This window comes from Synechococcus sp. MIT S9220 (assembly GCF_014304815.1).
GTDB lineage: Bacteria > Cyanobacteriota > Cyanobacteriia > PCC-6307 > Cyanobiaceae > Synechococcus_C.
In genome coordinates this window covers 374,892-396,155 of sequence record NZ_CP047958.1, presented here as the reverse complement: position 1 = coordinate 396,155, position 21,264 = coordinate 374,892, and the positions used below count along the sequence as shown (strand labels likewise).

The window sequence follows — 21,264 nt, the reverse complement described above, 5'->3', positions numbered from 1 at the left end:
GATTTAGCCAACAAAAAACCCCCGCCAGATGATCTGGACAGGGGTGAATGAAAGATTGCCCTGCAGTGAGGGCAATCAGGATTGATCAGCCGAACTTGCCGGATGTCGATGCAATCAGGAAGGCGGCGTACGTGAGGATGTAGCCAATCGTGAAATGGGCGAGACCCACAACACGAGCCTGAACGATGGACAGAGCCACAGGCTTGTCGCGCCAGCCAACAAGGTTGGCGAGCGGTGTGCGCTGATGAGCCCAAACAATGGTCTCGATCAGCTCCTGCCAGTAACCACGCCAGGAGATCAGGAACATGAATCCAGTCGCCCAGACGAGGTGGCCGAACAGGAACATCCAGGCCCAAACGGCGAGATTGTTACTACCGAAGGGGTTGTAACCGTTGATCAGCTGGGAGGAATTCAGCCACAGATAGTCGCGGAACCAACCCATCAGGTAGGTGCTGGACTCATTGAACTGAGCCACGTTGCCCTGCCAGATAGCCAGGTGCTTCCAATGCCAGTAGAAGGTGACCCAACCGATTGTGTTCAGGGCCCAGAAGACTGCCAGATAGAAGGCGTCCCAGGCAGAGATGTCACAAGTACCACCACGGCCAGGGCCGTCGCAGGGGAAGGAGTAACCAAAGTCCTTTTTGTCTGGCATGAGCTTGGAGCCACGGGCATCCAGAGCACCTTTGACCAGGATCAGAGTTGTGGTGTGCAGACCAAGAGCGATGGCGTGGTGAACCATGAAGTCACCAGGGCCGATCGGCAAGAACACGTCGGTGTTCCCGTTGATGGCATCCATCCAGCCACCCATGTAAGCAGCGTTGGCATTGGCTGCAGCACCAGCGGAATTGGAGAGCAGAACGTCGAAACCGTAGATCGCCTTACCGGAAGCGGCCTGAACGAACTGGGCAAAGACGGGCTCAACCAGAATCTGCTTCTCAGGTGTTCCGAACGCCACAACAACGTCGTTGTGAACGTAAAGACCAAGCGTGTGGAAACCAAGGAAGAGGGTGATCCAGCTCAGGTGGCTGATGATCGCTTCCTTGTGCTCAAGCATCCGGGCCAGGACATTGTCCTTATTGGCTTCGGGGTCGTAGTCACGGATGAAGAAGATCGCTCCGTGGGCGAACGCACCGCACATCAGGAAGATGGCGATGTATTGATGGTGCGTATAGAGAGCAGCCTGTGTCGTGTAGGCCTTCGCGATGAAGGCATACGACGGCATCGCATACATGTGTTGTGCCACCAAGGAGGTGACCACACCCAGCGAAGCAAGAGCCAGGCCGAGCTGCATGTGAAGGCTGTTGTTCAAGGTGTCGTAAAGACCCTTGTGGCCAGCGCCGAGATCACCGGGAGTGCCTTTGGGAGGGTTGTGAGCTTCGAGGATCTCCTTGATGGAGTGTCCGATACCGAAGTTGGTCCTGTACATGTGACCAGCGATCACAAACAGGCAACCAATCGCCAGGTGGTGGTGGGCGATGTCAGTGAGCCAGAGAGCTTCTGTCTGAGGATGGAAGCCACCGAGGAAGGTGAGAATCGCAGTTCCAGAGCCTTCGGCCGTACCGAAGATTTGACCCGCTGAATCAGGATTCTGTGCATACACACCCCAGTTGCCGGTGAAGAAAGGTCCAAGACCGGCGGGGTGAGGCATCACGCTCAGAAAGTTGTCCCACCCAACGTGCTGACCCCTGGATTCAGGAATCGCCACGTGCACCAGGTGTCCGGTCCAGGCAATAGAGCTGAAACCGAAGAGGACAGCCAGGTGGTGGTTCAGACGCGACTCAGCATTCTTGAACCATGCGAGTGACGGGCGGAACTTGGGCTGCAGGTGCAGCCAACCGGCGAAGAGTGCCCAGGCCGACAGGATCATCATGAAGATGGAACCCTGATACAGCTCGGCATTCTTGGTCATGCCAATTGTGTAAAACCAGTGGTACAGGCCTGAGTAGGCGATGTTCACTGGCGATGTGGCTCCCGCTTGGGTGAAGGCGGTTATGGCGCCTTGACCGAAATGGGGATCCCAGATTGCGTGAGCAATGGGCTTCACGTGCAGAGGGTCGGCGACCCACTGTTCGAAGTTGCCCTGCCAGGCGATATGGAACAGGTTTCCCGAAACCCAGAGACCGATGATCGCGAGATGCCCGAAATGGGTGGAGAAGAGCTTTTGGTAAAGCCTCTCCTCCGTCATTCCGTCATGGCTCTCGAAGTCGTGAGCCGTGGCGATCCCGTACCAGATGCGGCGGGTTGTCGGGTCCTGTGCCAGACCCTGGCTGAACGAAGGAAATTTCGTTGCCATTAGAGGGAAAGTTCAGGAAAGGTCAGCCGCCCACCACAAGGATGTGGGCGTGGAAGAAGGACCACGTGACTGTGATGCCGCCCAAAAGATAGTGAGCAACACCGACAGCACGGCCCTGGATGATGGACAGCGCACGAGGCTGGATGCCAGGGGCCACCTTCAGCTTGTTATGAGCCCAGACGATGGACTCAATCAGCTCCTGCCAGTAGCCGCGGCCACTGAAGAGGAACATCAGGCTGAAAGCCCAGATGAAGTGACCACCAAGGAACATGATTCCGTAGCCGGCTGTGTTGGAGCCGTAGCTGTTGATCACCTGAACGGCCTGAGCCCACAGGAAATCACGCAACCAACCGTTGATGGTGATGGCGCTGTTGGCGAAATTGCCATTGGTGAGGTATTGGACTGAGCCATCAGGCCTCACCGCACCCCACACATCGCTCTGCATTTTCCAGGAGAAGTGGAAAATGACGACCGACAGGGAGTTGTACATCCAGAACAGACCCAGGAAGACATGGTCCCAAGCAGACACCTGGCAGGTGCCGCCGCGACCAGGGCCATCGCAGGAGAAGCGGAAACCAAGGTTGGCTTTGTCTGGAATCAGACGGGAATTACGGGCGTAAAGAACACCCTTGAGCAGGATCAACACCGTCACGTGAATCGTGAAGGCGTGGATGTGGTGGACCATGAAGTCCGCCGTGCCCAGCGGAATTGGAGCCGCCGCGACCTTGCCGCCGACGGCGACGACGGAACCGTTGAACACTTCACTGACGCCAGCGAGAGCGTTAGGAGCGGTGCTGCCGGCAGCTGCGGCGTGCAGACCCTGAATCCACTGAGCGAAGACGGGCTTCAGTTGGATCGCGGAATCACTGAACATGTCCTGGGGACGACCCAGTGCACGCATGGTGTCGTTGTGGATGTACAGGCCGAAGCTGTGGAAGCCAAGCCAGATGCACACCCAGTTGAGGTGGCTGATCAGAGCGTCACGGGCCTTGAGCACTCTGTCCAAGACGTTGTCCACGTGCTTGGCAGGGTCGTAATCGCGAATCATCGCGATGGCGGCGTGAGCTGAAGCACCGACGATCAGGAAGCCACCAATCCACATGTGATGGGTGAACAAACCGATCTGAGTCGGATAGTCAATCGACATGTACGGATAGGGAGGCATCGCGTACATGTGCTGGGCAACGATGATGCTCAGGGAGCCGAGCATTGCAAGGTTCAGAGCCAGCTGGGCATGCCAGCTGTTGATCATGAACTCGAACAGGCCGTCATGGCCCTTCGTTGCAGGGAAAAGCAGAGGATCGCCTTTCTGGCCCTCGAGGATCTCCTTCATGGAGTGACCGATTCCCCAGTTGGTCCGGTACATGTGTCCGGCCACGATGAACAGCACCGCGATCGCCAGATGGTGATGAGCGATATCGGTCATCCACATGCTTCCGGTCACAGGATTGATTCCACCCTTGAAGGTGAGGAAATCGCTGTATGCAGCCCAGTTGCCATTGAAAAAAGCACCGATGCCGGCACTGAATCCTGGATAGAGCTGAGCCAGCAGATCCTGATTGAAGAATTCGTGGGGAAGAGGAATGTCTGCCACGGAAGCAATGGTCTTGCCGTTCAACACCAGCGGCTGGCCGGCGTCGATGGCATCCATCAACTTCGTGGTGGGCAGAGACACATGCAGCAAGTGACCGGTCCAGGACAGTGAGCCCAGGCCCAGCAGACCAGCCAAGTGGTGGTTGAGCATCGACTCAACGTTCTGGAACCACTCAAGCTTCGGAGCTGCCTTGTGATAGTGAAAAACGCCTGCATTCAGCATCAGGCCGGCCATCACCAGAGCGCCAATGGCGAGAGACATCAACTGCGTCTCATTGGTGATGCCCCAGGCCCTCCAGACATGGAAGAGACCGGAGGTGATCTGGATGCCTTGGTGGCCGGCACCCATATCGCCGTTGAGGATTTCCTGGCCGAAAACCGACCAAACCACCTGAGCGCTTGGCTTCACATGGGTGGGATCGGCAAGCCAGCCGGAGAAATTGGAGAAGTGGGCGCCATGGAAAAAGGCACCACTCAGCCAGATGAAGATCACGGCCAGATGGCCGAAGTGAGCACTAAAGATCTTCCGAGAAACCTCCTCAAGGTCACTCGTGTGGCTGTCGAAATCGTGAGCGTTGGCGTGGAGGTTCCAAACCCAGGTGGTGGTTTTGGGACCTTTCGCGAGGGCTCGGTCGAAATGTCCGGGCTTTCCGAACAATTCGAAGGTCGCTGGATTGTCGACCTTCTCGACTTGAGTCTTCGCGGTGCTCCCACGCTCTGGTGGGCTGATGGTCATCGAGTCGTTCCTCGAGGGACGGGATCGAGGTGGTGGGACACCCCTCCGGAAATCAATGGGATTACCGGGGCCCCGGGCGCGGATCAGCAAGCTTCACCGTGGCCGGGCGCCAGTGGCGTTCAGAGCAATGAACCCTGACTCTCACTGGAGCTAGGGCCCCAAAGAGGGGACCGCTCCGGGAATCATAGGAGGGGGAGCAGTCATCACACGACAGGGAGTTACAAAGGTTCAATCCGGTCGCGGGCCTGTCCAGACCTGGAATCTGCATCAGCTCGAGCATCAGCGAGGAGACCCCGATTAGGCGCGTTGAGCAACACAAACAGGCGACACATATCGATCTATTTAATGCAAATCATTCCCAATAGTGCGTCCTTCCCATCGGTGCCCAGAATGGGTCGAATCAAGCTTTGCCCTATGGCGGCATCAGGCCGGACGGTCCACCTTCATCACTGGCTGCAGACTCTGCTTGCCCTGTGGATCATGGTGGTCCCCGCCGCAACCGCGCAGGCCTGGCCCTGGGGAGCAGACAGCTCAGGCGATGGAGAGCGCTCTGCAGAGATCATCAGTGTGTCTTCACCTTCCGGGCGACTGCAGGAAGTCAGTCCCCCGGGCGCTGTGCAGCAGCTACAAGCAGCGCTCAGCAGCCATACCCCCCGACTTGAACTGATCAGACCCTCCGATGGCGCTCTGCTGAAAACCGGTGAGGTGCAAGTCACGTTGCGGATCCAGGATTGGCCGTTGGCTGAGGATCCACAACTGGGCCTTGGAGCCCATGTGGCCCTGCAGATCGACGACGATCCACCACTGCGTTTCGGGCACGCCGAAAACGATCGACTGCAGATCACGCTTCCCGGTCTCAGCCCGGGGAGTCATCGCTTTACGGCCTATGCGGCCATGCCCTGGGGTGAAGCCGTGAAATCTCAGGGAGCCAGCCTCCAGTGGCGACTGGATCTCCTGCAGCAGCTTTCAGGAACGCAGCCGAATCAGGATGCTCCCTGGCTTGCCGTGGTCAGCCCCTCAGACCTCAGCAACGGTGATCCTTTGCTGATCGACTGGCTGATCTGGAACGCCCCGCTGCAGAACCTACGGGAGGGAGATGGCCGCTGGAGGCTGAGGATCAGCGTGAATGGCGACAGTTTTTTGGTTGACCGCCAGGAGGCTCTTTGGCTGAAAGCCTCAGGCAACGGGAATGGCAGCGTGCAGATGGAACTGCTGGATGGTCTTGGTGATCCGATCACTCCGGTCTTCAACAATCAATTACGAGCCACCTCAGCGCGTCCCGGCCTCCGTCCGATCTGGATGCAGTCGAAGCTGAGCGATGAGCAGATGGTGCGTCTGCTTGGCGACGCCATTCCTGAAACAGAACAGTCACCTGAGAGAGACGCAACACCGCCACAGACTGCGCTCAATCCTGACTCTGAAACCAAAACTGAGACTGAGAAGTCCATCCAAGACGACCCTTCAGCACCGATCAACACACCGGCCGCACCAAAAGCTGAGGAACCAACAGTTGAGGAATCAACCATTGGGGAGCCAACCATGGAACAACAAGCCATGGATCCAAGCCCGCAGCAGATCGACTCCTCGCCTCCGGCCATCACGGCTGACGATGAGCTGCCAGTGCTGCCTGATCAGTCAGCAGCCGCCAGCGAAGAACCGCTGGAGACCAGCAAAGCCGACAAGGCTGCTCCCGAGCGAAGCATCAGGACAACAGAACCGACAGCCGAGCCAGAGAAGCTACGGATCACCAGCAGCCTGGGAGGATCAGCCAGGGAGCTGTTGAACGAGGATGGCACCCAGCGCTGATTCCCTGAGGCCACTAGCACTGAACGCTGTCGACACCACCTCCATCCAGCCGATGGAAGCGCCACTCGCACTGGGCCTATCCGTGAGTGCCTGGCCCCTGCTTCAGCAGCTGCAACAGGCGGGACAGGCGGATCGGGTGGGATTAACACCTCTAGCCGCCGCAGCACTGCAAACCACTCCCAGCGACTTGTTGGTCGCACCGGCTGCGGAATTTCTGAGCGACCAGTGGCGTAGGGGTGAGCCCACAATCGTGATCGGAGCCATGGGTGCCGTCACACGACTGATCGCACCGTTGCTGAGCGGTAAGCAGAACGATCCTGCCGTGGTGGTGATGGATGCTCACGGTCAAAACATCGTGCCCCTGATTGGTGGTCATGCGGCAGGAGCAGAACAGCTGGCCCATGCACTGGCTGCGGCACTAGGCGGGCAAGTGGTGCTGACCGGTGATGCAGCGAGCCAGGAGCGACTGGCTCTCGACGCCTTCGGAGAAGCCTGGGGATGGGTGCGTGGCGGCACGCCGAAAGCCTGGCATGACCTCATGCTCTCCCAGGCCTCTGGACCAAACCTCAATGTTGTTCAGCAAACAGGAACGGACCTCTGGCGCAGTAGTACTGCCGGTCAACACTTCGGCGTTAGCGCTGACTCCGAACACGGGATTGCGCTCGCCATCGGTCCGCGCTCCGACGGAGCTCCCTGTCGCTGGCACCCAGCCACGCTCTGGATCGGCATCGGCTGCGAACGCTTGAGCAGCCTTGCCTTGATTCAACGAGCTGTGGATCGCTCTCTTCAGTCCGCAGGACTGGCCAAGGAGGCCGTGGCAGGCATCAGCAGCATCGAGGCCAAGGGTGACGAGCCGGCTCTGCTGGAGTTCTGTGAGCATCAAAATTGGCCGTTACGACTGTTCGGCGCCGCTGCCCTCGCCGATGTCGCCGTGCCCACGCCCTCTGAAGTCGTGAAGGCGGAGATGGGCACAGCATCCGTTGCGGAAGCCTCTGCACTTCTGGCATCAGGAGATGGCGCACAGCTGTTGCAGTCCAAGCGGATCTTCCATGCCGAGGGCGGCGAACAGGGTGCCGTGACGGTGGCGATCGCAGAGGCTGCTCATCCCTTGGCAGCCAGCAAAGGAGAGCTGCATCTGGTTGGCAGTGGGCCAGGGTCACTGCAACTGCTCACTGCTGACGCCCGCACAGCGCTCAGCCGCTGCGTCCTCTGGGTGGGATATGGCCTTTACCTGGATCTGCTTGAACCGCTGCGTCGTTGTGATCAAGTCCGATTGGACGGACAACTCACCCGTGAACGGGATCGCTGCTGGCAAGCACTGGATTTGGCCCGTCAGGGCGCCCGTGTGGCACTGATCTCCTCAGGAGACAGCGGCATCTACGGCATGGCTGGGCTGGCGCTGGAGCTTTGGATGGACCTGCCTGAAACAGAACGTCCTCGCTTCCAGGTGCATCCTGGCCTCTCCGCACTGCAACTGGCTGCCGCCAGGGCAGGGGCACCACTGATGCACGACTTCTGCACCATCTCTCTGAGCGACCGGCTCACGCCCTGGGATGTGATCGAACGACGCATCGAGGCAGCTGCCTCCGGCGACTTTGTGGTTGCGATCTACAACCCACGCTCCAGGGAGCGCAACTGGCAGCTGACAAGGGCCAAGGAGATTCTGCTCTGCGCGCGTCCGGAGACGACTCCTGTGGTGATGGCTCGCCAGCTTGGACGCAGTGACGAGCAAGTCAGTCTTCACAGCCTGGGCAAGCTGCGGCCTGAAGACGTAGACATGCTTACGGTGTTGGTGATTGGAAACAGCAGCAGCCGAGTCCAGGACGGCCGCATGGTGACCCCCAGGGGTTACCCAGGTGCCACTCTGAATTGATGACGACCTAGTGCAGTCGGGATGACAGGATTCGAACCTGCGGCCCCTTCGTCCCGAACGAAGTGCGCTACCAAGCTGCGCCACATCCCGATGGCCCGACTGTAGAAGATGACCTCAGTTCTGAAACCTGACTGGTTGCGCGTCAAAGCCCCTCAGCGGGAACGCATCGGAGCTGTTGCCGACCTGCTTCTTGACCTCAAGCTCAACACGGTCTGCCAGGAAGCAAGTTGTCCAAATATCGGTGAATGCTTCGCTGGGGGAACCGCCACATTTCTGATCATGGGGCCGGGCTGCACGCGAGCTTGCCCCTACTGCGATATCGACTTCGACAAGAGCGTTCGAGCGCTGGACCCCACCGAACCGGAGCGTCTTGGCGAAGCGGTGTCGCGGCTGAAACTCAAGCATGTGGTGATCACCTCGGTAAATCGCGACGATCTGAGCGATGGAGGAGCGAGCCAGTTCGTTGCCTGCATTGAGCAGGTGAAACGACGCTCTCCCTTCACCACAATCGAACTGCTGATCCCCGACCTTTGCGGCAACTGGGACGCACTGGAAACGGTGATGGACGCCGCGCCGCATGTGCTCAACCACAACATCGAAACCGTTCCACGCCTTTACAGACGAGCCAGACCTCAGGGCAATTACGAACGCTCTCTGGAGCTGCTGAAACGGGTGAGAGATGGATGGCCCAGGTCATACAGCAAATCAGGTCTGATGGTGGGCCTGGGAGAAAACGATGAGGAGGTGATCGAAGTGTTGCGCGACTTGCGCGCCCACCGCGTCGACATTGTGACCATTGGCCAGTACCTCTCTCCCGGCCCAAGACACTTACCTGTGAACCGCTTTGTGACTCCGGAGCAGTTCGACCGTTACCGGCGCATTGGTGAACAAGAGCTGGGTTGCCTGCAGGTGGTGAGCAGTCCACTCACACGCAGCAGCTATCACGCCGGCGAAGTACAGCGGCTGATGATCAGCCACCCACGCTGACGATCAGAGCTCATCACCACCGATCTGGATCCATTGCTGCAACTGCCAGTTCACCAGTCCGGCCTGAATCATCGGATCGTCTTGAACCCAGCGGTGAGCGTCTTCAAAGCTGCTGGCTTCAAAGATCAAGAGTCCACCGCCGCCTGGCCGCTGCTCACCATCCACCAGATAACCACTGTGGATGCGACGTCCGCTGTTGCCATGGGACATCACCCATTGGCGATGAGCCTCAAGATGAGGCCGCTTCTGCTCAATGGGCAGAGCGGCCGTCTCCGGGGTGAACATTTCGGTCTTGATGAACCAGGGCACGGTGCGGAAGAACGATCAGGCCGCAACCGCCTGTTTGTCGGCAAGCCCCATGGCAGCCCGTTCGCTGGGGGGGACCAGAACCTTGAAACGGCTCCTTGCGGCAGACCAGTCAGACAGAAGATCCGAAGCTTTCTCACTGCCGGTGGCCGCGACGTGAAGCTCAAGCAGACCCTTGAGCGTGGCCTCCTGCTCAGATGTAGTGATGGGGCACACCTCCACGATCTCCGGGTTCACGCGTGGAGTGACCCGGTCACCTTCATCCAGAAGGAACGTCACGCCGCCGGTCATCCCAGCGCCAACATTGCGGCCAGTGCTGCCAAGCACCACCACAACGCCACCAGTCATGTATTCACAGCAGTGGTCGCCGGCACCCTCAACCACCGTGCGGGCTCCGCTGTTACGCACACCGAATCGCTCACCAGCGCGCCCATGAGCGAAGAGCTCACCACCGGTTGCTCCATACAGACAGGTGTTGCCAAGAATCACCTGGTCACCCGGATTCGCAGTGGAATCCGATGGCACAAGCGTAATGCGACCGCTGTTCATGCCCTTGCCGACATAGTCATTGGCTTCCCCTTCAAGGCGCACATTCATGCCCTGAACGAGAAAGGCCCCGAAGCTTTGACCAGCAGCTCCACGGAAGGTGAGATCAAGCTGGCCCAAGAAGCCACGATTGCCGTAGCGCTGGGCAATCTCACCGGCCAGACGAGCGCAGACACTCCGGTCGGTGTTGATGATCTCAACCGTGCGGCGAATGGATCGCTGACTGTCAATGGCCGCCATCAGCTCGGAGTCGGCCAACAGTTGGTCTTCGAGAATCGGCCCATTGCCGTGGGCTTCAGCACTGTGGGTCAGCCATGAACGATCTTCAGAACCACTGATCGGTGCCAGAAGGCTGGAAAGATCCACGCACTTGGTTTTGGCCAGCGAAACGCCTCTGGGCTTGAGGAGGTCGCTGCGACCAATGAGATCCTCCAGTCGGGCCACACCAAGCAGACTCATCAGCTGGCGCACCTCTTCGGCGACGTACCAGAAAAAATTCACGACGTGCTCAGGCACTCCCGTAAAGCGCTGACGCAGGTTCTCTTTCTGTGTCGCCACTCCAACCGGGCAGCTATTGAGGTGGCAAACACGAGCCATCACGCAGCCTTCGGCGATCATGGCGATCGAACCAAAGCCATATTCCTCAGCACCAAGCAGAGCAGCGATCACCACATCCCAGCCGGTCTTGAGACCACCATCTGCTCTGAGCAGAACTCTGTCACGAAGGCCGTTCTCGAGCAGAGCGCGATGCACTTCTGTGAGGCCCAACTCCCAGGGTCCACCCGCGTGCTTGATCGAACTCAGCGGAGAAGCACCTGTGCCTCCGTCGTGGCCGGAGATTTGGATCACGTCCGCGTTGGCCTTGGCCACCCCGGCAGCGATCGTGCCGATACCGATCTCGGCGACCAGTTTGACGCTGACGGGCGCCGAAGGATGCACCTGGTGCAGGTCATGGATCAGCTGGGCCAGATCTTCAATCGAATAGATGTCGTGATGAGGTGGCGGTGAAATCAAAGCGACACCAGGCTTGCTGTTGCGAAGCCAGGCGATGTACTTGTCCACTTTCGGCCCGGGGAGCTGGCCACCTTCTCCAGGCTTGGCACCCTGAGCCACCTTGATTTCCAGCTGTTTCCCGCTCCTGAGATATTCAGCCGTCACACCGAAGCGTCCTGAGGCGATCTGCTTGATCGCAGAACAGGCGGTATCGCCGTTCTGAAGCCCGCCGATGCTGGGGAAAGCAACGGACCGGCCGTCGCCATCCACATCGCTCAGCACCTGGAAGCGAGCAGGATCTTCACCACCTTCGCCGCTGTTGCTCTTACCGCCAATCCGGTTCATGGCCACCGCCAGCACCTCGTGCGCTTCACGAGATAGAGCTCCGAGGCTCATACCGCCGGTACAGAAACGGGTGCAGATGCTTTCAACGCTCTCCACCTGATCCAGGGGCAACGGCGTGGACGCGACCTTGAACTCCAGCAGGTCACGCAGCGCCATCACCGGACGGTTCTCCAGCAAGCTCTTGTACGTGGAGAAATGGTCATAGCCTGGACCCTGGGCCAAAGCCTTGTGCAGGGCCTTGGAGAGTTCAGGGTTGTTGCGGTGATACTCCGCACCGTTGCGGTATTGCACGAAACCCATGAACTCGAGCTTGCTGCGGTTCAGCTCGGGGAAGGCCTTGGCATGCATCGAGAGTGTTTCGTTCGCCAGTTCCGCAAGGGTCATGCCGGCAACCCGGCTGGTCGTGCCGCTGAAAGCGGTCTCGATCACATCGGCACCGAGCCCGATCGCCTCGAAGATCTGAGCACCGTGATAACTGGCCAGAAGTGAAATGCCGATCTTGGACAGAATTTTTCTGAGGCCGTTTTCCAGAGAGACACGCACATTGGCCTGAACCTGATCAGCACTGAGGTCGGGAAGCTTTCCCTGCTCAATCCGTTTTCTGGTTTTGGGGTGTTGGAGCCAGTGGCGGGTGGTCTCCCAGGTCAACCACGGACAAACGGCACTGGCCCCATAGCCGATCAGGCAGGCCATGTGATGGGTGCTCCAGCACTGAGCGGTGTCCACCACAAGGGAGCAGCGCAGTCTCAACTTGCGGCGCAACAGATGGTGGTGGACGGAGCCAACGGCGAGCAGTGCCGGCATCGCCACCGTGGTGGCCGTCAGTGGTGTGGGCTCAGCGTTGGCATCAACGCGGTCGGAGAGCACCAAAACCTGAGCCCCAGCGTGCACGGCTTGCTCAGCTGCCTGGCATAGGGCATCAAGAACATCTTGAAATCCACCGGTGCAGGATTCAACCGCCACCTGGGTGGACAAGAACTGAACCGGGAGACCTTGCTGGCTGATCTCTTCCAGCTCGGCCTCATTGAGAACCGGGGTATCGAGATGAATCACCGAAGCAGCTTCCGCCTGAGGTTTCAAGGCCGGACGACGCTCACCGAGATGCATCTCCAGGCTCATCACCAGTTGCTCCCGCAGGGGATCGATCGGTGGATTCGTGACCTGCGCGAAACGCTGTTTGAAATAGTCGTAGAGCAAATGGGGCTTGTCTGAGAGCACCGCCAGTGGGATGTCATCCCCCATGCAGAAGGTGGGCTCCTTCCCTAAGGACGCCATATCGCCGATGATCAGGTCGAAATCCTCTGCGGTGAAGCCCATGGCGGTCTGCAGTCTCAGCAGATCGAGTTCTCCGACCTGCTGAGACTGAGTCCAGGCTTGCGGACGTACATTGCGGCGGTGTTGCTCCAACCAATCGCCATAAGGGAAACGTCCAGCGGCGTCTTCCTTGACCAACCAGTTATCAAGGAGTTGGCCGGTCTGCAGATCCACCGCGAGCATCTGACCTGGACCGAGCCGACCTTTCTGGACCACGGTCTTGCCGCTGAGATCGACCACACCGGTCTCGGATCCCATGATCACGAAGCCATCCTCCGTAGAGCACCAGCGTGCTGGACGCAGGCCGTTGCGATCGAGGGTTGCTCCAACACGCTTGCCGTCAGCGAACACCAACAGAGCCGGGCCGTCCCAGGGCTCCTGGATACCAGCGTTGAATTCATACATGGCCGTCACATCAGGACGGCTGTCGAGGTCCGGCTGGTTGCGGAATGCTTCAGGGACCAGGGTGATCAGGCTATCGGTGACGGAACGACCACTGCGCACCATCAGCTCAAGGGTGGCGTCGAGGTTGGCTGAATCGCTGAAAGCTGGATTCACAACGGGGTTGAGGTCGTCCGCAGCTTCTCCCCAGACACCAGCGAGGCTGGCTTCAGAGGCCTTCGCCCAATTGAGATTGCCCAGCAGGGTGTTGATCTCACCGTTATGCCCCAACAACCGCATCGGCTGGGCCAGGGGCCAGCGGGGGAGGGTATTCGTGCTGAAGCGCCGGTGATACACCGCGAAGCTCACTTCAAAGCGGGAGTCCCGCAGATCGGAGTAGTACTGAGCAAGCACTTCCGATCGCACCATTCCCTTGTAAACAACCGTTCGGCTGCTCAGAGAAGCCACATAAAAATCGCGTGAGCCCTCGAACCCCCACGCTTCCCTGGCCCTGGCTCCAACACGGCGCCGGAGACGCAGAAGAAGCGCCTCAAAGGCATCACCTTCAGCATCCCCCTTCACTAACCACTGCTCAATCACCGGGGCCGTTTCACGGGCCAGAGGCCCAAGCACTGCTGCATCGACAGGCACCTCGCGCCAACCGGCGAACTGCAGACCAAGTGCAATAGCTTCCGCTTCAAAGAACTGGCGAGCCTGCTGGCGACGTTCAGCGTCTGTGGGCAGGAACATCATCCCAAGCCCTTTTGCGTCAGCGGCTTTTGGCCAGATTGCCCGGAGATAGCTCCATGGGATTTCACACAAAACTCCCGCACCATCTCCGGAGTCAGAGTCACCCCCGCAACCACCGCGGTGTTCCATGCAACCGAGGCCACGCAAGGCCTGCTCCAGCACCCAATGGCTGGGATGCCCCTGCATCTGCGCTAAAAACCCCACTCCACAGGCGTCCTTCTCACCGGCCACTGCCTGGGGCGCAGCGCTGTCGCTGTAAGGCCAGGAGGAGCCGGTGAGGTGTGTCATGACCTGGATAAGAGTCGGGCTGATCCCGTTTTGGATGCAACATCCATCACGGTGCAAATTCGATCCTAAGGATTGGCCACCCCGGCTAGCGTCAGCGAATGTTCCTGTCGCCTCCTCCTCCAGTCCCGGTTGCCGAAGTGCGCACAGCCGACCGTGTGAACGGCAGCGAAGTGAAGGTGGCAGGCCTTGCATCCAAGGGGGCATGGCAGTGGGTCGGAAACGACCAACGCTCACCAATCCAGCTCTGGATCCCTCTGGATGTGCTGATCGGTCGACTCGGCTTCCAGCGGGTTCGTAGTGAAGAAGGGGAAGCACTGGAGTGGTTTAGTCAACGCGTCCCTCTACAAACGCTGATCAAGCGCTCTCTGGACGATGAGGTCGCGATTGACGCAGCACCTTGGTTTAAGCGATTGAATGTCGCCACCAGCCATCGACAGGGTGTCCTGTCGATTTCACTGGAAGCACCCAGGGTTCAAAAGCTGCGTCAGGGCCGCGGCAGCACAGCGGGGCGACTGGTCCTCGATCTCAGCGGACCTGCGCTGATGCAACGGCAGAACGACGACCTATTACTCGGGGTGTCGATCACTGCCGCCCAGGACGCCAAGTTGCGTGCAATGGGCCTGAAGACCAAACGCGAAAGGCGAGCTCTGCGAATCGAGGGACGAGGCGATCGTCCGACGCTCACTCTTGCAACACCCTGGCGGATTGTGATTGATGGATTGAGCAGCTCCCGCACCACCCGAGCTCGTTCGTCGAGGAATGGATTGCAGTCGGCTCTGCTCAACCCAGAGATCCAAGTGGCACGCCGCAACGGGCTTGTGCTGGAAGCCCGCACGTTTCGTGTGGGGGTAAAACCGGTGACAATTTTCAGGGCAGGTGTTCCCTTCAACAGCAAATCGCTCGAACTGCGACCACTCGCTGCTCGTGGCGCACAAACCGGGATTCGATTTCTCAGCCAACTGGCCCAGCCTGAACAGGCTTTGTTGGCCGTGAATGGGGGGTTCTTCAATCGGGTTCGTCAGCTTCCCCTGGGCGCTCTGCGTGTCGATGGAACGTGGCTTTCAGGACCCATTCTCAACCGGGGAGCGATCGGCTGGACAGCAGGACAAAAGCTTCTGTTCAACCGTCTGCGCCTCGACCAGTCCATGCAGATCAATGGAGGCCGTCGCTGGGGCCTGGGGTTTCTCAACAGTGGCTATGTGCAACGAGGCTTGAGTCGCTACACCCGGGCATGGGGGCCGGTCTACAAGGCCCTGAGCGGCGAGGAGAAGGCCATCACCGTGAAGGATGGCGTCACCATCAACCTCCACAATCGCGCCGAATTGAGCCGGGGGGTTCCTCTGACACCCGGAGCGTCCCTGATCGTGTCGCGCGCTGGAACACCGCTTCCCGCTCAACCCGGTGATCGGGTCAGCATCAGCCTGCAGCCATCCAATCCAGTCGGAGAGCAACCGCAAGTCCTGGCTGGAGGACCACTTCTGATGAAAGATGGTCAAGTTGTGCTGCGCGGTCGTCAGGAAGGTTTCAGTGCCGGATTCCTATCCCTTGCCGCTCCGCGAACGGTCGTCGCCCAGGACCGCAGTCGTGTATGGCTGATGACACTCAAGGGCACTTCAGGCAGTGACCCCACGCTGCTGGAAACGACGCTGGCTCTTCAGCAACTGGGCATGCTCGATGCCCTCAACCTTGACGGTGGGAGCTCTACGACGCTGTTAGCAGCGAATCGAACGGTGATGACCGGACGCGGCGTGACGCCCAGGGTTCAGAACGGTCTTGGGCTCGTTCGCCACTGAACAACAGCTGGCACACTGGACGCGTTCCCGAGCATCGGTCCATGGGCTCCACGCTGCAAATCACCGCAACTGCAGCCGCCGAACTGGGGCGACAGGCCGCTGTGGCAGGCACCCCCGGAGTGATGCATCTGGATCTCACGGCGGGGCACTGTGAGCGCAATGTCATCCGTCTGCAGCCAGGCAGCCTCAATGGAACACCCGCCGCTCGGGCCGAGGGCGTGACCCTGCATGTTCCCGATGCCCAGCAGGCATTGCTGGAGGGGCTGACACTGGACTATCGAAGCGACATCAGTGGCGGAGGCTTTCTGATCCTGAGCAGCGATGCAGTGCGTTGCTGCGCCTGCGGCAGCGCTTTCAGCCGCCTTTGATCAGATCGGGCAGGTCGAACCGGTATTGTGATGGATTGTCGAACAGGTCGGATCTCCGGCCGCTACGCGACCGTCGATGCCAACCATTCAGCAACTGATCCGGACCGAGCGTCAGAGCTCAAAGGCGAAAACCAAATCGCCAGCTCTGAAAGCCTGCCCCGAACGCCGTGGTGTATGCACCCGTGTGTACACGTCCACTCCCAAAAAGCCCAATTCGGCTTTGCGCAAAGTGGCCCGTGTGCGCCTCACCTCCGGATTCGAGGTCACCGCCTACATCGGCGGCATCGGCCACAACCTGCAGGAACACTCGGTTGTGCTGATCCGTGGCGGTCGCGTCAAGGATCTGCCTGGAGTTCGCTACCACATCATTCGCGGAACCCTTGACACCGCAGGAGTCAAGGACCGTCGTCAGTCCCGTTCCAAGTACGGCGCCAAGTCTCCGAAGGATTGATCGTTAACGATCCGCCTTCAGGATCGTGATCTGCCCGTCACCTTCACCCTTCTCCGTTCCTTTTTCATTTGACAGTCCATGTCACGCCGTAACGCCGCCGTCAAGCGCCCGGTCCTCCCCGATCCCCAGTTCAACAATCGACTCGCCACCATGCTTGTGGCTCGGCTGATGAAGCATGGGAAGAAGTCCACGGCACAGCGAATCCTGTCCGACGCCTTCAGCCTGATCGGCGACCGCACCGGTGGCGATCCCATCGAACTCTTCGAGACGGCCGTAAAAAACGCGACTCCCCTTGTCGAAGTGCGTGCCCGACGCGTCGGCGGTGCCACCTATCAGGTGCCCATGGAAGTCCGCCAGGAGCGCGGCACAGCCATGGCTCTGCGCTGGCTTGTGAGCTTCTCCCGTGCTCGCAACGGCCGCAGCATGGCTCAGAAGCTTGCTGGTGAACTCATGGACGCTGCCAATGAAGCCGGCAGTGCCGTTCGCAAGCGCGAAGAAACCCACAAGATGGCCGAAGCCAACAAGGCTTTCGCTCACTACCGCTACTGATCCAACACCGCTCTGAAGCCTCGTTTGCTCAGGGCGGACCTGTAGGATCTCACCGCCTTTTTACGCCCCACCCCGGAGTTTCCTGTGGCTCGCGCCTTTCCCCTGGAACGCGTCAGAAATATTGGTATCGCTGCCCACATTGATGCGGGCAAAACCACCACGACAGAGCGCATCCTGTTCTATTCAGGTGTGGTTCACAAGATCGGTGAAGTGCACGATGGTGCAGCGGTGACCGACTGGATGGCCCAGGAGCGCGAGCGGGGCATCACGATCACGGCTGCGGCCATTTCCACCAGCTGGAAAGACCACCGGATCAACATCATTGATACCCCTGGTCACGTGGACTTCACCATCGAGGTGGAGCGCTCGATGCGTGTTCTCGATGGTGTGATCGCTGTGTTCTGCGCCGTTGGAGGCGTCCAACCTCAGTCAGAAACCGTCTGGCGACAGGCCGATCGCTATTCCGTTCCCCGGATGGTGTTCGTCAATAAGATGGACCGCACCGGTGCAGACTTCCTCAAGGTCCACGGTCAGATCAAGGATCGCCTCAAAGCCAATGCTGTTCCGATTCAGCTGCCCATCGGCGCTGAAGGCGAGCTGAGCGGCATCATTGATCTCGTGGCCAACCAGGCACACATCTATAAAGATGACCTCGGTCAGAACATCGAAGTCACCGATGTTCCTGCTGACATGAAGGATCAGGTGGATGAATGGCGCAACGTCCTGATGGAAACCGTTGCCGAGAACGACGAAAACCTGATTGAGAAATTCCTGGAAACCGGTGAGCTCTCGATTGATGAACTGAAAAATGGCATTCGTGAAGGCGTTCTGAAGCATGGTCTGGTGCCTGTGCTTTGTGGCTCCGCCTTCAAGAACAAGGGTGTGCAGCTTGTTCTCGATGCAGTTGTCGACTACCTTCCCGCCCCTGTTGACGTCCCCCCCATTCAGGGTGTGCTGCCAGACGGCAAGGAAGCCGTTCGTCCGTCCGACGACAAAGCCCCCTTCAGTGCTTTGGCCTTCAAGGTCATGGCTGATCCCTACGGCAAGCTCACATTTGTGCGGATGTACTCCGGTGTGCTCGAGAAGGGCAGTTATGTGCTCAACTCCACCAAAGACAGCAAAGAGCGCATCTCCAGATTGGTGGTGCTGAAGGCCGACGATCGTGAAGAAGTCGATGCACTGCGCGCCGGCGATCTGGGTGCTGTTCTGGGTCTGAAGAACACAACCACCGGTGACACCCTGTGTTCCGTGGAAGATCCGATTGTTCTTGAGACTCTGTTTGTTCCGGAACCGGTCATCTCCGTGGCAGTCGAGCCCAAGACGAAGGGCGACATGGAGAAACTCTCCAAAGCTCTTGTCGCACTGGCTGAAGAGGATCCCACCTTCCGGGTCAGAACTGATTCAGAAACTGGCCAGACCGTGATTGCCGGAATGGGAGAGCTCCACCTGGAGATCCTGGTCGACCGGATGCTTCGCGAATTCAAAGTGGAAGCCAACATCGGCGCTCCTCAGGTCTCCTACCGCGAAACCATTCGCGCCTCATCACGAGGCGAGGGCAAGTTCTCCCGTCAGACCGGTGGTAAGGGTCAATACGGCCACGTGGTGATCGAAATGGAGCCGGGCGAACCTGAATCCGGCTTTGAATTCATCAACAAAATCGTTGGTGGTGTCGTTCCCAAGGAATTCATCAAGCCTTCCGAAATGGGCATGAAGGAGACCTGTGAGTCCGGCGTGATTGCTGGATTCCCGATGATCGACGTCAAAGTCACCATGGTCGACGGTTCATATCACGATGTGGACTCGTCGGAGATGGCATTCAAGATTGCCGGTTCGATGGCCTTCAAAGATGCGGTCAAGAAGTGCAACCCAGTGCTTCTTGAGCCGATGATGAAGGTCGAGGTCGAGGTCCCCGAGGATTTTCTCGGCTCGATCATCGGCGATCTGTCCTCCCGCAGGGGCCAGGTCGAAGGTCAGGCAATTGACGATGGCACGTCAAAAGTCTCGGCCAAGGTGCCCTTGGCCGAGATGTTCGGCTACGCCACCGAGCTCCGATCCATGACCCAGGGTCGGGGTATTTTCTCGATGGAATTCAGCCACTATGAGGATGTTCCTCGCAATGTGGCCGAGGCCATCATTTCCAAGAATCAGGGCAATTCCTGATCTCTACCCCCCTTTAATTCCACCCTCGATTCTTTAACAACAATGGCACGCGAGAAGTTCGAAAGGAACAAGCCCCACGTCAACATCGGCACCATCGGCCACGTTGACCACGGCAAGACAACCCTCACCGCCGCGATCACCAACGTGCTCGCCAAAAAGGGCCAGGCTCAAGTTCAGGACTATGCCGATATCGACGGAGCTCCTGAGGAGCGCGAGCGCGGCATCACGATCAACACCGCTCACGTCGAATACGAGACTGACTCGCGCCACTACGCCCACGTGGACTGCCCTGGCCACGCGGACTATGTGAAGAACATGATTACCGGTGCCGCTCAGATGGACGGCGCCATCCTCGTTTGTGCCGCCACCGACGGCCCCATGGCCCAGACCAAGGAGCACATCCTGCTGGCCAAGCAGGTGGGCGTGCCCGCCCTGGTGGTTGCGCTGAACAAGTGCGACATGGTCGATGACGAAGAGATCATCGAACTGGTGGAGATGGAGATCCGCGAACTGCTCTCCAGCTACGACTTCCCCGGCGACGATATCCCCGTGGTTCAGGTCTCCGGACTAAAGGCCATCGAAGGTGAGGCTGAGTGGGAAGCCAAAATTGAAGAGCTGATGGCGGCTGTGGACGCCAACATTCCTGAGCCTGAGCGCGAAGTCGACAAGCCCTTCTTGATGGCTGTTGAAGATGTCTTCTCCATCACCGGTCGCGGCACCGTGGCCACAGGCCGTATTGAGCGCGGCATCGTCAAGGTTGGCGAAGAAGTTGAAATCGTCGGCATCAGAGAGCCTCGGAAAACCACCGTTACCGGTGTGGAAATGTTCCGCAAGCTGCTCGATGAGGGCATGGCTGGAGACAATGTGGGTCTGCTGCTCCGCGGCATTCAGAAGGAAGACATCGAGCGCGGCATGGTGCTCGTGAAGCCTGGCTCAATCACTCCTCACACCAAGTTCGAGGGTCAGGTTTACGTCCTCAAAAAAGAAGAAGGTGGTCGCCATACCCCGTTCTTCGCTGGCTACCGCCCGCAGTTCTACATCCGCACAACGGACGTGACCGGTCAGATCACCGCATTCACCGCTGAAGATGGCAGCAACGTGGAAATGGTGATGCCCGGAGACAACATCCAGATGACTGGCGAATTGATCTGCCCAGTCGCCATGGAAATGGGCATGCGCTTTGCCATCCGTGAGGGTGGTCGCACCATCGGTGCAGGCGTCGTCTCCAAGATCATCGAGTGATCTCACCGGGATGATTGCAAGGATGGTCTGACCGCTGTCAGGCCATCCCTTAGCATTCATGTATGAGTTGAACGCTGCCTAGACACGTTCAATTAGCACCTCGACAATCCACCTCTCGTGATCTCCCTAGGAGATTTCTTCGCGCTTCATGTCCACTGCAATTGCCCAGCAGAAGATCCGCATCCGTTTGAAGGCGTTTGACCGCCGCATGCTGGATCTGTCCTGCGACAAAATCATTGAAACGGCCGATAACACCGCAGCAACTGCCATCGGCCCCATTCCTCTTCCAACCAAGCGCAAGATCTACTGTGTGCTGCGCTCCCCGCACGTGGACAAGGATTCACGCGAACATTTCGAGACCCGCACCCACCGCCGCATCATTGATATCTACAGCCCTTCCGCGAAGACTATCGATGCTTTGATGAAGCTCGATCTACCCAGTGGCGTGGATATCGAGGTGAAGCTCTGAGCTGAGCACGCTCATTCGGTC

At 58.9% G+C, this 21,264-nt stretch carries 14 protein-coding genes and 1 tRNA gene; 10 read left to right on the top strand and 5 right to left on the bottom strand.

What is annotated here, in order from left to right; genetic code table 11:
* Positions 1–85: 85 nt before the first annotated feature.
* Together psaB and psaA are read right to left on the bottom strand one after the other, a co-directional pair.
* Entirely contained in the window at positions 86–2,293 is a 2,208-nt protein-coding gene (gene psaB / locus SynMITS9220_RS01880) for a photosystem I core protein PsaB (protein WP_067095224.1), read from the bottom strand.
* A 22-nt stretch (positions 2,294–2,315) separates the two neighbouring features.
* Positions 2,316–4,622, bottom strand: coding sequence for a photosystem I core protein PsaA (psaA, locus tag SynMITS9220_RS01875; protein WP_186990367.1), 2,307 nt, complete (start codon positions 4,620–4,622; stop codon positions 2,316–2,318).
* Positions 4,623–5,036: 414 nt separating this feature from the next.
* On the opposite strand from psaA, the gene SynMITS9220_RS01870 reads away from it, so the two are divergent.
* Both SynMITS9220_RS01870 and cobJ read left to right on the top strand, forming a co-directional pair.
* Entirely contained in the window at positions 5,037–6,428 is a 1,392-nt protein-coding gene (locus tag SynMITS9220_RS01870; RefSeq protein WP_186990365.1) for a hypothetical protein, read from the top strand.
* 52 nt (positions 6,429–6,480) lie between these two features.
* On the top strand, positions 6,481–8,301 hold the full coding sequence (gene cobJ, locus SynMITS9220_RS01865; protein WP_186991741.1) for a precorrin-3B C(17)-methyltransferase: 1,821 nt from the start codon (positions 6,481–6,483) through the stop codon (positions 8,299–8,301).
* A gap of 16 nt (positions 8,302–8,317) precedes the next feature.
* Here cobJ and SynMITS9220_RS01860 read toward each other — a convergent pair.
* A tRNA-Pro gene (locus SynMITS9220_RS01860) sits at positions 8,318–8,391 on the bottom strand.
* Between the two features lie 18 nt (positions 8,392–8,409).
* On the opposite strand from SynMITS9220_RS01860, the gene lipA reads away from it, so the two are divergent.
* Positions 8,410–9,288 carry a lipoyl synthase gene (gene lipA / locus SynMITS9220_RS01855; RefSeq protein ID WP_186990363.1) on the top strand — a complete coding sequence of 293 codons (879 nt, stop codon included), beginning with the start codon at positions 8,410–8,412 and terminating at the stop codon, positions 9,286–9,288.
* A gap of 3 nt (positions 9,289–9,291) precedes the next feature.
* Here the strand turns inward: lipA and SynMITS9220_RS01850 are convergent, their stop codons facing one another.
* Both SynMITS9220_RS01850 and gltB read right to left on the bottom strand, forming a co-directional pair.
* Positions 9,292–9,597: a YciI family protein gene (locus tag SynMITS9220_RS01850; RefSeq protein WP_186990361.1), complete on the bottom strand. Its 306-nt coding sequence runs from the start codon at positions 9,595–9,597 to the stop codon at positions 9,292–9,294.
* Between the two features lie 15 nt (positions 9,598–9,612).
* Positions 9,613–14,211, bottom strand: coding sequence for a glutamate synthase large subunit (gltB, locus tag SynMITS9220_RS01845; protein ID WP_186990359.1), 4,599 nt, complete (start codon positions 14,209–14,211; stop codon positions 9,613–9,615).
* A 98-nt stretch (positions 14,212–14,309) separates the two neighbouring features.
* On the opposite strand from gltB, the gene SynMITS9220_RS01840 reads away from it, so the two are divergent.
* The 7 genes from SynMITS9220_RS01840 to rpsJ all read left to right on the top strand — a co-directional run bounded on the left by SynMITS9220_RS01840 (position 14,310) and on the right by rpsJ (position 21,243).
* On the top strand, positions 14,310–16,004 hold the full coding sequence (locus SynMITS9220_RS01840) for a phosphodiester glycosidase family protein (RefSeq protein WP_186990357.1): 1,695 nt from the start codon (positions 14,310–14,312) through the stop codon (positions 16,002–16,004).
* Between the two features lie 41 nt (positions 16,005–16,045).
* Positions 16,046–16,372 carry an AIR synthase gene (locus SynMITS9220_RS01835; RefSeq protein ID WP_186990355.1) on the top strand — a complete coding sequence of 109 codons (327 nt, stop codon included), beginning with the start codon at positions 16,046–16,048 and terminating at the stop codon, positions 16,370–16,372.
* A gap of 76 nt (positions 16,373–16,448) precedes the next feature.
* Positions 16,449–16,823, top strand: a complete 375-nt coding sequence (rpsL, locus tag SynMITS9220_RS01830) for a 30S ribosomal protein S12 (protein ID WP_186990353.1) — start codon at positions 16,449–16,451, stop codon at positions 16,821–16,823.
* 78 nt (positions 16,824–16,901) lie between these two features.
* Positions 16,902–17,372 carry a 30S ribosomal protein S7 gene (rpsG, locus tag SynMITS9220_RS01825; protein WP_066904590.1) on the top strand — a complete coding sequence of 157 codons (471 nt, stop codon included), beginning with the start codon at positions 16,902–16,904 and terminating at the stop codon, positions 17,370–17,372.
* Positions 17,373–17,456: 84 nt separating this feature from the next.
* On the top strand, positions 17,457–19,532 hold the full coding sequence (gene fusA / locus SynMITS9220_RS01820) for an elongation factor G (RefSeq protein WP_186990351.1): 2,076 nt from the start codon (positions 17,457–17,459) through the stop codon (positions 19,530–19,532).
* A gap of 42 nt (positions 19,533–19,574) precedes the next feature.
* Positions 19,575–20,774 carry an elongation factor Tu gene (tuf, locus tag SynMITS9220_RS01815; RefSeq protein WP_186990349.1) on the top strand — a complete coding sequence of 400 codons (1,200 nt, stop codon included), beginning with the start codon at positions 19,575–19,577 and terminating at the stop codon, positions 20,772–20,774.
* Positions 20,775–20,922: 148 nt separating this feature from the next.
* Positions 20,923–21,243: a 30S ribosomal protein S10 gene (gene rpsJ / locus SynMITS9220_RS01810; RefSeq protein WP_006042265.1), complete on the top strand. Its 321-nt coding sequence runs from the start codon at positions 20,923–20,925 to the stop codon at positions 21,241–21,243.
* Positions 21,244–21,264: the final 21 nt, after the last annotated feature.

Coding starts and splice junctions, on each gene's coding strand:
- psaB (WP_067095224.1), bottom strand. CDS start 2,293: ATGGCAACGAAATTTCCTTCGTTCAGCCAGGGTCTGGCACAGGACCCG.
- psaA (WP_186990367.1), bottom strand. CDS start 4,622: ATGACCATCAGCCCACCAGAGCGTGGGAGCACCGCGAAGACTCAAGTC.
- SynMITS9220_RS01870 (WP_186990365.1), top strand. CDS start 5,037: ATGGCGGCATCAGGCCGGACGGTCCACCTTCATCACTGGCTGCAGACT.
- cobJ (WP_186991741.1), top strand. CDS start 6,481: ATGGAAGCGCCACTCGCACTGGGCCTATCCGTGAGTGCCTGGCCCCTG.
- lipA (WP_186990363.1), top strand. CDS start 8,410: ATGACCTCAGTTCTGAAACCTGACTGGTTGCGCGTCAAAGCCCCTCAG.
- gltB (WP_186990359.1), bottom strand. CDS start 14,211: ATGACACACCTCACCGGCTCCTCCTGGCCTTACAGCGACAGCGCTGCG.
- SynMITS9220_RS01840 (WP_186990357.1), top strand. CDS start 14,310: ATGTTCCTGTCGCCTCCTCCTCCAGTCCCGGTTGCCGAAGTGCGCACA.
- SynMITS9220_RS01835 (WP_186990355.1), top strand. CDS start 16,046: ATGGGCTCCACGCTGCAAATCACCGCAACTGCAGCCGCCGAACTGGGG.
- rpsL (WP_186990353.1), top strand. CDS start 16,449: ATGCCAACCATTCAGCAACTGATCCGGACCGAGCGTCAGAGCTCAAAG.
- rpsG (WP_066904590.1), top strand. CDS start 16,902: ATGTCACGCCGTAACGCCGCCGTCAAGCGCCCGGTCCTCCCCGATCCC.
- tuf (WP_186990349.1), top strand. CDS start 19,575: ATGGCACGCGAGAAGTTCGAAAGGAACAAGCCCCACGTCAACATCGGC.
- rpsJ (WP_006042265.1), top strand. CDS start 20,923: ATGTCCACTGCAATTGCCCAGCAGAAGATCCGCATCCGTTTGAAGGCG.